General features: G+C 66.6%; 12 protein-coding genes. 7 read left to right on the plus strand and 5 right to left on the minus strand.

What is annotated here, in order from left to right:
- Positions 1-118: 118 nt before the first annotated feature.
- Complete coding sequence (locus MPPM_RS01670) at positions 119-1,591, minus strand: catalase (protein ID WP_096483307.1); 1,473 nt, start codon at positions 1,589-1,591, stop codon at positions 119-121.
- 312 nt (positions 1,592-1,903) lie between these two features.
- On the opposite strand from MPPM_RS01670, the gene MPPM_RS01675 reads away from it, so the two are divergent.
- Positions 1,904-3,838: a Hint domain-containing protein gene (locus MPPM_RS01675; protein ID WP_096483310.1), complete on the plus strand. Its 1,935-nt coding sequence runs from the start codon at positions 1,904-1,906 to the stop codon at positions 3,836-3,838.
- Positions 3,839-4,002: 164 nt separating this feature from the next.
- On the plus strand, positions 4,003-6,072 hold the full coding sequence (locus MPPM_RS01680) for an ethylmalonyl-CoA mutase (RefSeq protein ID WP_096483313.1): 2,070 nt from the start codon (positions 4,003-4,005) through the stop codon (positions 6,070-6,072).
- 179 nt (positions 6,073-6,251) lie between these two features.
- On the opposite strand, the gene MPPM_RS01685 is transcribed toward MPPM_RS01680, so the two are convergent.
- Positions 6,252-6,998: a glucose 1-dehydrogenase gene (locus tag MPPM_RS01685; RefSeq protein ID WP_096483315.1), complete on the minus strand. Its 747-nt coding sequence runs from the start codon at positions 6,996-6,998 to the stop codon at positions 6,252-6,254.
- 107 nt (positions 6,999-7,105) lie between these two features.
- Between MPPM_RS01685 and MPPM_RS01690 the strand changes: the two genes are divergently transcribed.
- Together MPPM_RS01690 and trpS are read left to right on the plus strand one after the other, a co-directional pair.
- Positions 7,106-7,435, plus strand: a complete 330-nt coding sequence (locus MPPM_RS01690) for an ArsR/SmtB family transcription factor (protein WP_096483317.1) — start codon at positions 7,106-7,108, stop codon at positions 7,433-7,435.
- A gap of 284 nt (positions 7,436-7,719) precedes the next feature.
- The gene (gene trpS, locus MPPM_RS01695) at positions 7,720-8,781 is read left to right on the plus strand and encodes a tryptophan--tRNA ligase (RefSeq protein ID WP_096483319.1); all 1,062 of its coding nucleotides are present in this window, start codon (positions 7,720-7,722) and stop codon (positions 8,779-8,781) included.
- 12 nt (positions 8,782-8,793) lie between these two features.
- On the opposite strand, the gene MPPM_RS28455 is transcribed toward trpS, so the two are convergent.
- Positions 8,794-8,967, minus strand: a complete 174-nt coding sequence (locus MPPM_RS28455; RefSeq protein ID WP_173807864.1) for a hypothetical protein — start codon at positions 8,965-8,967, stop codon at positions 8,794-8,796.
- 156 nt (positions 8,968-9,123) lie between these two features.
- Between MPPM_RS28455 and leuD the strand changes: the two genes are divergently transcribed.
- Complete coding sequence (gene leuD, locus MPPM_RS01700; RefSeq protein WP_096483322.1) at positions 9,124-9,729, plus strand: 3-isopropylmalate dehydratase small subunit; 606 nt, start codon at positions 9,124-9,126, stop codon at positions 9,727-9,729.
- Here leuD and MPPM_RS01705 read toward each other — a convergent pair.
- Complete coding sequence (locus tag MPPM_RS01705; protein ID WP_096483325.1) at positions 9,711-10,358, minus strand: pyroglutamyl-peptidase I; 648 nt, start codon at positions 10,356-10,358, stop codon at positions 9,711-9,713. The two genes, leuD and MPPM_RS01705, sit on opposite strands and share 19 nt — an antisense overlap.
- On the minus strand, positions 10,355-11,344 hold the full coding sequence (gene meaB, locus MPPM_RS01710; protein ID WP_096483328.1) for a methylmalonyl Co-A mutase-associated GTPase MeaB: 990 nt from the start codon (positions 11,342-11,344) through the stop codon (positions 10,355-10,357). The genes MPPM_RS01705 and meaB overlap by 4 nt, the downstream gene beginning before the upstream one ends.
- A 146-nt stretch (positions 11,345-11,490) precedes the next feature.
- Between meaB and MPPM_RS01715 the strand changes: the two genes are divergently transcribed.
- Entirely contained in the window at positions 11,491-12,525 is a 1,035-nt protein-coding gene (locus tag MPPM_RS01715) for an alpha/beta hydrolase (protein ID WP_096483330.1), read from the plus strand.
- A gap of 138 nt (positions 12,526-12,663) precedes the next feature.
- On the plus strand, positions 12,664-13,011 hold the full coding sequence (locus MPPM_RS01720; RefSeq protein ID WP_096483332.1) for a hypothetical protein: 348 nt from the start codon (positions 12,664-12,666) through the stop codon (positions 13,009-13,011).
- Positions 13,012-13,104: the final 93 nt, after the last annotated feature.

The following is a 13,104-nucleotide window of genomic DNA, read 5'->3' on the forward strand; positions in this document are numbered from 1 at the left end:
TAAGCACGATGTTTCCGGCCTTCCAAGTGGCCTAAAAGACAAGGCTTCCCCGCATCCGCACAAAAAAGAGGCACCGACGGAAGCCGGAACCTCTGTATTCAAAATAAACTTGATTTTACTACTCGGCGGCGGCCCGCGCAGAGTCGATCCCGAGCCCCTGGGCGACGCCGCGGCCGAAATCCTCGTGCACCTTGAACCAGTGGGCGATCATCCGCTCCTGGATGTGGCGCGGGCTGTCGCCCATGGAGGTGACGATGTTCTCGATGAGCCGCTTGCGGCCGCCCTCGTCGAGCACCTTGGTCCAGAACAGCTTCGGCTGTCCGTAGAGGTCCTCGTCGTCGCCGGGCCAGCCGTAGCGGCCGGCATCGCCCTTGATGCGCAGCGGCGGCTCGCTGAACGAGGGATCCTGCTTCGGCCCGCCGAACGAGTTCGGCTCGTAATCGACCTGAGCGCCGTGATTACCGTCGGTCCGCATCGCCCCGTCGCGGTGATAGGTTTGCACCGAGGCATTCTTGGCCTGGTTCACCGGGATCTGCTGATAGTTCACGCCGAGCCGGTAGCGGTGGGCGTCGGCGTAGGACAGCACCCGGTTCTGCAGCATCTTGTCCGGCGAGAAGCCGATGCCCGGCACCACGTTCGAGGGCTCGAAAGCCGATTGCTCGATCTCGGCGAAGTAGTTGTCGGGATTGCGGTTCAGCTCCATCTCGCCGATCTCGATCAGCGGGTAGTCGCTATGCGGCCAGACCTTGGTGAGGTCGAACGGGTTGATGCGGTAGGTGTCGGCCTCCAGCTCGGGCATGATCTGAACCGAGACCTTCCATTTCGGGAAGTCGCCCTGCTCGATGGCGTTGGAGAGGTCGGCGGACGAGAAATCCGGGTCCTTACCCGCGATCTCATCGGCCTCGTCGGCCGAAAAATTCTGAATGCCCTGCTTGGTGTGGAAGTGGAACTTCACCCAGTAGCGCTCGCCGCGGTCGTTCCAGAGCGAGAAGGTGTGCGAGCCGTAGCCGTTCATGAAGCGGGCCGATTTCGGCGTGCCGCGATCCGAGTACAGGAACATCACCTGATGGATCGCCTCCGGCGACAGGCTCCAGAAGTCCCAGCGGCGCCAGTGCGGCTTCAGGTGGGTACGCGGGTCGCGTTTCTGGGTGCGGATGAAGTCGGAGAACTTGATCGCGTCGCGCACGAAGAAGATCGGCGTGTTGTTGCCGACGAGATCCCAATTGCCCTCCTCGGTGTAGAACTTGAGGGCGAAGCCGCGCGGGTCGCGGGCGGTGTCGGCCGAGCCGGACTCGCCGCCCACGGTCGAGAAGCGGGCCACCATCGGCACCTCCTTGCCGACCTCGGTCAGCACCTTGGCGCGCGTGTACTGGCTGAGCGACTTGGTCAGCCGGAAGGTGCCGTAGGCGCCGTATCCCTTCGCGTGCACCACCCGCTCCGGGATCCGCTCACGGTTGAAGTGCGCCATCTTCTCGATGAGGTGATAGTCCTGCATCAGCACCGGGCCGCGCGGGCCGGCAGTGAGCGAGTTCTGATTGTCGGATATCGGGTTGCCGAAGGCCGTGGTCAGGCGTGGGCTGTGATCTGCCATCGCTGTGTCTCTCCATCTGCGGCCGGCGGTGCGATCAGAGCTCCTCGCACCAAACGCCCGCAGACGGTGCACCGGCCGCCGCCCCTCAACGCACGATTCGGGGTTTGGAGCCGTTCGAAACGGCGATTCACCTCGCCGCCTCCGCCGATGGCGTCGATCGCTCGGTCTCGAGGCCACGAAGGGGAAGCGACTGCGCCTTCGGCGCGTCGGCGGGACCGGTAACGCGCCGCGTGTCAATTTTCGTGCCTCGTTCGACAAACCGAGGAGCACCTCTCGGTGCGCGCTTCGAGTTCGAGGACGAGACAGGCGGACATGGCGGATCTGACGACAGGCCAAAGGGACGAGCTGACGTTTCTGACCGGCATCGACGGGAACGGAGCCATCGCCGCCAACACGTACTTCACCTGGAGCGTGGGAGAGGATCTTGGCCGGGCTTGGCTCTCCAAATTCAACAATGACGGGGATGGCGTGGTGCGCTCCGCATCAAGTCCGGCGGGCACGGGGGCCGGCACCGTCACCTATGCTTTCGCATCGGGCCTCTCGGAGCAGGAGAAGGCGGCGTACGCGGCGGCCCTCAATCTCTGGTCCGATGTCGCGAACATCCAATTTCGACAAACCGACAGCATCGCATCCGCCGGCATCCGTTTCGAGCCGACGAACGAGGGGGCCGGGATCACCTTCGTACCCAGCAACGGCGCCTCCGCCACGGGGAGAGGGGTCACTGCGATTCCATCACAGAATTCCCCCGATTCGCGAGGCGGACAACTCCACGTCAGCATCAATGCGCCGGATCAGAACTTCGACAGCTTCTCTCCGGATGCCGCCTACACCCTCAGCACGGTGATCCATGAAACGGGTCATGCGTTGGGCCTCGGCCATGCGGGTCGATACAACGGCGCGGACTTTTCGGCGCAATCGGGCGTCTACGACAGCCAACTCTGGTCGGTGATGTCGTATGTGAAGCCGGATGATCCCTCGGGCGCGTTCAACGCGTTGAGTCCGGTTAAGGGCACCAACTGGTCAACCAATAATTCCGGCGAGATCTATGAGCTTCACTCCCAAACGCCGATGATGCTCGACATTCTCGGCATGCAGCGCATCTACGGTGCCTCGACAAGCAACACTTTCGCAGGCGGCCAGACATACGGATTCAACACGAACATCGCGGGCACATCCCGCCAATTCTACGACTTCACAAACAACCTCGATCCCGTCCTAACGATCTACAATCGCGGGATTGGCAACACGCTCGACGTTTCGGGATTCAGGACAAACAGTACGATCAACCTGGCCCCAGGAACATTCAGCAGCGCGAGCGAGAACGGAACCCTGGTCAACAACATCGGCATCGCCCTCGACACGCGGATCGACAAGGCCATCGGCGGCAGCGGAAACGATACATTCTTCACGAACGGGAACGGCAACACGATCAACGGCGGTTCCGGATCCGATACGGTCTACCTTGCCGGCACCGCCAGTGACTTCGCGATCTCGCGAGGCCCGGACGGTGCGACCCTCGCCGTGAACAAGCTGACCGGCGCAACCGACCGCCTGACAAACATCGAGGCGATCGAGTTTTCCGGGCCTCCGGTCTGCTTCACCACAGGTACCCGGATCGCTCTGATGCGCGACGGCGGTCCCGTCGAGGTCCCGGTCGAATGCTTGCGCGTCGGCGACATCGCCCTGACTGCGGGAGGCGGACGCCGCGTCATCCGCTGGATCGGGCATCGGCAGCTCGGCTCGCCCGACAGGCCCATCGCGCCGGATCAGGCCCCGATCCGCATTCGCACGGGCGCCTTCGGCTGGAACGGCGAAGGCCACCCGCGTCCTAGGCGCGATCTTCTCCTCTCACCCGGCCACCCCGTCCTGATCGAGGCGGCCGATGGAAGCGAGGCGCTCGTGCCGATCCTCTGCCTGATCAACGGCACCACCATCCGGCGAGAGACAGTGACCGATATCGCCTACTGGCATGTCGAGCTCGATGCGCATGACATCCTGCTCGCGGAAGGTCTGGCGGCGGAGAGCTACCTTGATGGCGGAGATCGCAGCTTCTTCGCCGAGGCCTCCGACCACGCGCTCCACAACCCCGATTTAATACCGCCGGGATGGCGCGGACGCTGCCGGGCCGTCCATTTCGACGGTCCGCTCGTGGAGGCGGAACGCATCCGTTTGAATGCAGTATTCGCTTATCGACTCGAACAAGCCTGCCTCTGGAGCACAAGCGCTCTCGCGGCCCCTTCGACGTGAGGGATATCCAAATCCGCTTCACGCCTCTTCAAGTTTTTCCAACGGCAAGGCCGTCGATCGTGGACCTTTCTCCCAGATGACGCGACGCGACGGCTTCGCTACGGTGCCGGCCAACAGCCGCGCCTCAAGGCGCGCGATCGCATCGGATCAGGGAGTCGAGTGGGATGAGCGCGCAAGCGAGCGTCACCGAGGTCAAGCGCGACAAGCCGTGGATCATCCGCACCTATGCGGGCCATTCCACGGCGGCGGAATCGAACAAGCTCTATCGCGGCAACCTCGCCAAGGGTCAGACCGGCCTCTCGGTCGCCTTCGATCTGCCGACCCAGACCGGATACGACCCCGACCATGAACTCGCCCGCGGCGAAGTCGGCAAGGTCGGCGTCTCGATCGCGCATCTGGGCGACATGCGGACCCTGTTCGACCAGATTCCGCTGGCGCAGATGAACACGTCGATGACGATCAACGCCACGGCGCCGTGGCTGCTGTCGCTCTACCTCGCGGTGGCGGAGGAGCAGGGCGCGCCGATCGCTGCCCTTCAGGGCACGACGCAGAACGACATCATCAAGGAATATCTGTCGCGCGGCACCTACGTCTTCCCGCCTGCGCCCTCGCTGCGGCTGACCAAGGACGTGATCCTGTTCACGACCAAGAACGTGCCGAAGTGGAATCCGATGAACGTCTGCTCCTACCACCTGCAGGAGGCGGGAGCGACGCCGGTTCAGGAACTCTCCTACGCGCTGGCCATCGCCATGGCCGTGCTCGACACGGTGCGCGACGATCCCGATTTCGACGAGGCCAGCTTCTCGGACGTCTTCAGCCGCATCTCGTTCTTCGTGAATGCCGGGATGCGGTTCGTCACCGAGATCTGCAAGATGCGGGCGTTCGCCGAACTGTGGGACGAGATCGCCCAGCAGCGCTACGGCATCACCGATGCCAAGAAGCGGATCTTTCGCTACGGCGTCCAGGTGAATTCCCTCGGGCTCACCGAGCAGCAGCCCGAGAACAACGTCCATCGCATCCTCATCGAGATGCTGGCGGTGACGCTCTCCAAGCGCGCCCGCGCCCGCGCGGTGCAGCTCCCGGCCTGGAACGAGGCGCTCGGCCTGCCCCGGCCCTGGGACCAACAATGGTCGATGCGGATGCAGCAGATCCTGGCCTTCGAGACCGACCTGCTCGAGTATGACGACATCTTCGACGGCTCGACGGTGATCGAGTCCCGCGTCGAGGCACTGAAAGAGCAGACCCGGGCCGAGCTGAAGCGCATTGCCGAGATCGGCGGCGCGGTCTCGGCGGTCGAGGCGGGCGAGCTGAAGCGGGCGCTGGTGGAATCGAACGCCAAGCGCATCGCGGCGATCGAGAAGGGCGAGCAGATCGTCGTCGGCGTCAATAAGTGGCAGCAGGGCGAGCCGTCGCCCTTGACCGCCGGCGAGGGCGCGATCTTCACCGTCTCCGAAACCGTGGAGATGGAGGCCGAGGCGCGCATCCGCGAGTGGCGCTCGAAGCGCGACGATCGCGCGGTGGGACAGGCGCTGGATGATCTGGAGCAGGCGGCGCGCTCCGGCGCCAACATCATGCCGCCCTCCATCGCCGCCGCGAAGGCGGGCGTGACGACCGGCGAATGGGGCCAGCGCCTGCGCGAGGTCTTCGGCGAGTACCGCGCCCCGACCGGCGTGACGCTGGAGACCGTGACCTCGGGCGCTGCGGAGGAGGCGCGTCTGCTGATCGCCGATCTCGGCGAGCGCCTGGGCGAGACGCCCAAGCTCGTGGTCGGCAAGCCCGGTCTCGACGGCCATTCCAACGGCGCCGAGCAGATCGCCCTGCGCGCCCGCGACGTCGGGTTCGACGTGACCTACGACGGCATCCGTCAGACGCCGACGGAGATCGTCGCCAAGGCGAAGGAGCGCGGCGCCCACGTCATCGGCCTGTCGGTTCTCTCGGGCAGCCACGTGCCGCTGGTGCGGGAGGTGAAGGCCAAGCTGCGCGAGGCGGGGCTCGACCACGTGCCGGTCGTCGTCGGCGGCATCATCTCGACCGAGGACGAGTTGGTGCTCAAGAACATGGGCGTCACGGCCGTCTACACGCCGAAGGACTACGAGCTCGACAAGATCATGGTCGGGCTCGCCAAGGTCGTGGAGCGGGCGCTCGACAAGCGCGCCGCCGACCGGGCGGATGCGGAGGCCGGCGTCCCGGGCGCGCCGAAGCGCGGCAACGAGGGTGCGACTCAGGTCTTCTGAGAACAATCGCAGCGGATTCGGTCGAGACGTCCGACGAGCGGCCCTTCTCCATCCTTTGCTGACGAGAAGGGCCGGGACGGTTTCCCATCATCGGCGGGGCCGATGACGGTACCTGGGATGCTCGCCCGCGCCCCTGTCGAAAGCGGGCGTCCGGAAAGCGCGCCCGCGGTCTTCGAGCTTCAGCGAACGCCGCCGCTGGCGTTGATGACCTCGCCGGTCAACCAGCGAGCATCATCCGAGGCGAGGAACGCGACGACGCGGGCGATGTCATCCGGATGTCCGGCGCGGCCGAGCGGCGTCTGCGCCACCAGGCCGGCCTCCATCTCCGAGCCGGCGATACCGGCCGTGTGCGTGCCCTCGGTGACGACATAGCCGGGGCTGACCGTATTGACCCGGATTTTGCGCGGAGCGAGTTCGTTGGCCAGGACGCCCGAGATCCCGTTTAGAGCGGCCTTGGTCCCCGTATAGACCGCGCTCGTCGGCATCAGCACGTCGGTGACGGCGGACGAGATGTTGATGATGCTTCCACCCTCGCCCAGGTATCGCACGGCGGCCTGCGTCGCGAGCAGTGCCCCCAGGACGTTGACGTCGAAGAGGCGATGGTAGTGTTCTTCGCTCAGCTCCTCGATCGCCGCGAACTCGTAGACGCCGGAATTATTGACCAGCACGTCGAGTCGCCCGAACTGCTGGATCGCGGCTTCGATCAAGCCGTGCGCCTCGACGGCCTTCGAGACGTCGGCCTGAACCGCGATGGCTCGGCCGCCGCCCGTCGTGATAGCTTCGACGACGGCTTCGGCGCCGGCCTTGCTCGAAGCGTAGTTGACCACGACGGAAGCACCGTCCGACGCCAGCGCCTTAGCGATCGCGGCGCCGATCCCCTTCGATCCGCCGGTGACCACCGCGACCTTGCCCTCAAGCTTCGACATCTGTGCTAACCCTTCGAAATGGGCCGGCTCCGGTGCGGTGCCTCTGTCCCATAGTTCGGGATTTCGGAACTTTGGAAGTGGGGTTCAAGCCCCCATATGGATGAATCATGAGGCCGCTGTTTCACCCTGCGATTGAGGACGTCGAACCGGAGGCGATCCTCCACGCCTTGTCCGATCCGCGCCGGGCCGCGATCTTCGCTCGGATCACGAAGGCGGGCTGCGTGGAGGCTTGCTCGGCCGTCTCATCGGTGGGCGACCAAGTCATCCCGAAATCGTCGCTCTCCAGCCATTTCAAGGTTCTGCGTGAGGCTGGGCTGATCCGCTGCGAGCGGCACGGCACCGAGATGCGCAACCACTCGCGTTGCGCCGAGGTCGAGACGCGATTTCCCGGCCTGCTGTCCGCGATCATGAACGCTTACGCGTCGCGCGTCTCCTGATGGTGAATGGATCGAAGAGACGTCGGTCCCCGATATTGAGCGCGCAGCGGACAGACGCCACGCGCCGGTCGGGCGTTGGTTGAGGTCATTGAAAGTCTGCGACCGGCGGCCGGAGAACGGTGTTCGGCCGGCGCCGCTGCGACACGACGATCCGGGATCGGACAGCCAGCCGACCAGCCGTCCATCCTGCTTGACCCGCCGCCTCCGGCGGTGCCAGAAACCGCCGCTTCAAGCGGGATGCGAGATCGCCTCGGCCCGGACCTTCTTTCCAGGGACCCGCGCCGATGGCCGCGTTCACCGAACTCGTCTTCTCCGGCGTCCAGCCGACCGGCAATCTGCACCTCGGCAACTATCTCGGCGCGATCAAACGCTTCGTCGAGATGCAGGAACGGGACGCGCAGTGTCTCTATTGCGTGGTCGATCTCCACGCGATCACCCTCTGGCAGGATCCGCAGGCGCTCAAGGGTCAGATCCGCGAGGTGACCGCCGCCTTCCTCGCCGCCGGCATCGATCCGAAGCGCTCCATCGTCTTCAATCAGTCCCAGGTTCCGCAGCACGCGGAGCTGGCCTGGATCTTCAATTGCGTCGCCCGTCTCGGCTGGCTCAACCGCATGACGCAATTCAAGGACAAGGCCGGCAAGGATCGGGAGAACGCCTCGATCGGTCTCTACGACTATCCCGTGCTGATGGCCGCCGACATCCTGGCCTACCGGGCGACGCATGTGCCCGTGGGCGAGGATCAGAAGCAGCACCTCGAACTCACCCGCGACATCGCCCAGAAGTTCAACAACGACTTTTCGCAGTCGATACTGGCCCACGGCCACGGCGAGCAATTCTTTCCCCTTACCGAACCGTTGATCGGCGGGCCGGCGGCGCGCGTGATGTCGTTGCGCGACGGCACCAAGAAGATGTCGAAGTCGGACCCGTCCGAGTACTCGCGCATCAACCTCACGGACGATGCGGATGCCATCGCGCAGAAGGTGCGCAAGGCCAAGACCGATCCCGAGCCCCTTCCTTCGGAAGCCGCCGGCTTGGCCGGACGGCCGGAGGCCGACAACCTCGTCGGCATCTTCGCGGCGCTGCGCGGCATCACGCGCGACGAGGTGCTGAAGGATTTCGGCGGGGCGCAGTTCTCCAGCTTCAAGCCGGCCCTGGTCGATCTGGCCGTCGAGATGCTGGCGCCGATCGGCACCGAGATGAAGCGGCTCGTCGCCGATCCGGCCTATATCGACGGCGTGCTCGCCGACGGCGCGGGTCGGGCGGAGGCGATCGCCGCACCGACCCTCGACGCGGTCAAAGACATCGTCGGCTTCGTCCGAAAGGGGCCGGCGCTTAGGGCGGTATGAGGCCCCGGGCCGTCAGCGGCGCGGCTCGTCCTTGCGCAGGTGACGGCCATAGGCCTGTTCCTTCTCCTCGCGCTCCTTGATCAGATCGGCGTAGGCCTGACGCATCTCGGGCGAGACGGACACGCTCTTGCCCTTTGCCGGCTTGCGCTTGGGCGCCTTCTTGAAGGTGTCTGACGTCTCGGCCATCGTCCGCGTGCTCCCGTCATCTAATTTTATCATAAGGCAAGCCCGATGCCTGCCGGAAGAGAGCGTCTACCGGCAGGTCGATTCGGCTGCTAGATACCGGCGAACCGAGGCCGGGACGCCTATATCCGGCATCCGACGACGATTTCGAGAAGACCAATGGAAAAGTTCACGACCCTGGAGGGCGTCGCCGCGCCCATGCGGATCATCAACATCGACACCGACCGTATCATTCCGAAGCAGTATCTCAAGACGATCAAGCGCACCGGGCTCGGCCAAGGCCTGTTCTCGGAGATGCGGTACAATGACGACGGCTCTGAAAACCCGGATTTCGTCCTCAATCAGCCGGCCTACCGCAACGCGAAGATTCTCGTGGTCGGCGACAATTTCGGCTGCGGCTCGTCGCGCGAGCATGCGCCCTGGGCGCTCGCGGATTTCGGCATCCGCTGCGTGATCTCCACGAGCTTTGCCGACATCTTCTTCAACAACTGCGCCAAGAACGGCATCCTGGCGATCGTGGTCTCGCCGGACGAACTGGAGAAGCTGTTCGAGGATGCCGAGCGCGGCGCCAACGCCACGTTGACGATCGATCTCGCGGCGCAGACCATCAAGGGCCCGGACGGTGGCACCCTGCATTTCGAGATCGACGAGGGCCGCAAGCACAATCTGCTCAACGGCCTCGACGAAATCGGCCTGACCCTTGATCAGAAGGCCCCGGCGATCGACGCCTACGAGGCGAAGCTCGCTCAGCGCGAATGGGCCTGAGGAGCCGCTGACGGCCGCGCCCTGCCCCGCAGGGCGAGCACCCGCGCCGCCTCGGTGAAGGCTTGGGCCCAACGATCGGGCGCGGGCCGGCGGCGCCCTCCCCCGGGCTTCGGCCGCCGCGTGCGCGGCGGCATCGGGATATGCAGGAATACCGCCGGGCAGCCCTGCTCCAGGACACGGTAATAGGAGGCGTTGCACAGGTAGCGCCCGGCATCGCGCGAGGCCGCAGCGTCGAGCCCGGCCCGCTTCAGCGCGATCCGGACCGCGAGTGCGGCCGGGCTGGGCCTCTGCGCAGGGCCGTCCGGCTCGAAGGCCAGAGTTCGGCTCACCCTTCCCTCCGTATCGGGGAACAGGCGGCTGACCCGGTTCACCGCGCGGATCTCGACGCAGACGCGGGGGCGGCGCGCGGCGACGCCGATCATCAGAACCGCGCTCGGCCTCTTCGCCAGGACCGGAGCGAGCTGCGTATCGAGGGCACCGTAACGGGTGTTGAGCACGAGGCAGTCCGGCGCCTCCCCGAGGATGCGGCGCAGATGCGGCGACGCCGCCAGCCGCCGCGCGAGGCGCCCACTCGGATTGTCGGGCACGGTCGGAAACGGACCGAATCCCGTGATGAGCAGGCGGCTCACAGACCGATCAGCGCGGCGATCGCATCCGCACCGGCGGCGGGCGAATGCTCGCCGCCGGCGACCGCTCGCTCGGCGTCGGCGGTCGCTTGGCGCACCTCGGCGCTCCCGACGAGGCGCTGGTGCAGACGCTCGTGGACCAGCGCCCACATCCATTTCACGTCCTGCTCGCGCCGCTTCCTGGCGATCTCGCCGGTCGCCGTCAGCTTGGCGCGATGGTCCTCGATGCGGGACCAGAGAGAATCGAGCCCCTTTCCGTGAAGGCCGGAGATCGTGACGACCGGCGGCGTCCAAGTGGCGGAGGGCGGCGTCAGGATGTGGAGCGCGGCACGGTACTCGGAGGCGGCCGCGTTGGCGCGGCGCTCGCCCTCGCCGTCATCGGCCTTGTTGACCGCGATCATGTCGGCGAGTTCGAGGATGCCCTTCTTGATGCCCTGCAGCTCGTCGCCCGCGCCCGGCAGCATCAGCACGAGGAAGAAGTCGGTCAGGTCCGCCACCGCCGTCTCGGACTGGCCGACACCGACCGTCTCGACGAGGATCACGTCGAAGCCGGCCGCCTCGCACAACAGCATCGTCTCGCGGGTCTTGGCCGCGACACCGCCCAGCGTGCCTGAGGAGGGCGAGGGCCGAATGAAGGCGTTGCGGTCGATGGCGAGCCGCGCCATCCGCGTCTTGTCGCCGAGGATCGAGCCGCCAGTGCGGGTCGAGGACGGGTCCACCGCCAGCACCGCCACCTTGTGCCCGGCCTGCGTCAGCAGCGAGCCCAGCGCATCGATCGTGGTCGATTTGCCGACACCGGGCACTCCGGTGATGCCGACCCTGATCGCCCGCCCGGTCTGCGGCAGCACGGCATCGATCAGGTCACGCACCGCCGCCCGGTGATCGGCCCGGCGCGACTCGGCGAGGGTAATGGCACGCGCGAGCGCCGCCCGGTCGCCGGCCAGAAGCCGCTCGCGGATGTGATCCATGTCGGGAAGGGTCGCGCTCATCGCTCCTTCATGCCGGGGCCGCGGGCGGGCGTCGAGTGCTCAAAATCCCAATCGTGCCCCGCCACGGCCAAGATCATGCGCGAGGAAGGAGCGCCCGGCACCGGCCTGCCACCGGAACGGGATTTTTCGGGGATCCGAAACCGCTCATGCAGCCCTCCGACGCCACCCGCCGCTCCCTCCTGCGCCTGATCGGCCTGGCCGGCGTGGCCGGCCTCTCCCCCGCCCTGTCGGCCTGCGTCATGGACGGACTCGCCACCGGCACCGTCGGCGAGACGCAGTCGGCGCTCGACGTGAGCCCGGTGCTCCTCGTCGCCACGACCCGCCGTCCAGCCTCCGGAAATCCGCCCAAGGCGCCGTTTTTCGGCTCCGAGCGCGGGAGGGGCCTGAGCTTCGCCGAGGCGCGCATGTCGGCGCCGGACCGCTCGTTGATCGGCAAGGTCTCGGCGGTGGTGGGCGGCGACTGGGGCGTCCGCTCCGTCGGCGAGGTCACGACCGGTCCCGGCGCCGCGGCTGCCTTCGCGCAGTCGGCCTTCGGCCGCGACGTGCTGATCTACGTCCACGGATACCGCGAGAGCTTCGAATCGGCGGCGATCAGCGCCGCCCGCCTCTCGGACGGGATCCGCTTCAACGGCGCCTCGGCGCTGTTCACCTGGCCCTCGGCCGCGGCGACCTTCGATTACGGCTACGACCGCGAGAGCGCCCTGTGGTCCCGCGACGCCTTCGAGGATCTTCTGAAGACCGTGGCGACCACGCCGAGCGGCGGGCGCATCCACATCGTCGCCCACTCGATGGGCACGCTCCTCACGCTGGAGACGCTGCGCATGCTGCGGGTCGAGGCGGGCGAGGCGGCCGTCGCGCGGATCGGCGCGGTGGTGCTCGCCGCGCCCGACATCGATATCGACCTGTTCGCCAACGGCGTCGAGCGCCTGGGGCCGGACGCCAAGCGCATCACCGTCATCTCGGCCACAAACGACCGAGCGCTCGAACTGTCGGGCGCGATCGCCGGCGGCGTCGTCCGCGCGGGCGCCGCCGACCGGGAGCGCCTGGAAGCGCTCGGCGTGCGCGTGGCCGACGCGTCGGATTACGGCGGTGGCCTCTTCAACCACGACCTGTTCCTCTCGAACCGCGAGGTGCAGGCCGTTGTGAAGCGCGCCATCGCCCGGGGAAGCAGCGGCGCGTGATGGCGCGCAGACACCCATCGACGAATCCGGTTCCGGCGTCCTACAAGCGCCGCCGAACCCGGCCAGTCCGGTCCGGGTTTTCCGCGCAGGCCGCCCGCCGGCCCGCGGCACTCTTTCCCTCTTCCGAGGACGTTCCCGATGTTCACGCTCGAGATCGACGGCACGGCGATCGCGGTCATCAACGGCGACGAGGCGACCGCCCGCGACCTGTTCACCTGCGACGGCTTCAAGGAGGACATCCGGACGATGACGACCGCCGGCCGTCCGATCTGGAACGGCACCGCGGCGCTCACCGTGCGCCCGTCCACGGAGGACGAGGTCGAGGAGTTCGAGGATGCACTCGCGGCCGATGACGGCGAGGGCGATTTCGAGCCCGACGAGCATCACGCCGCCGAGGGCGACGGCTCGGACGACGAGGAAGAAGCCGACATCGTCTTCCTCATCGATATCGACGACGAGGACGAGGATCAGCCGCACGACGCGTGAGCGCCTGACCCGTCGGCCACGAGGCCGACGGGCTGACGCCTCATCTCCGATCCGGCTGAGCGCTTCGGGCCGGCCGCGCGGTGTCCGCTCTGA

It is taken from the genome of Methylorubrum populi, from assembly GCF_002355515.1.
GTDB classification, from domain to species: Bacteria; Pseudomonadota; Alphaproteobacteria; order Rhizobiales; family Beijerinckiaceae; genus Methylobacterium; species Methylobacterium populi_A.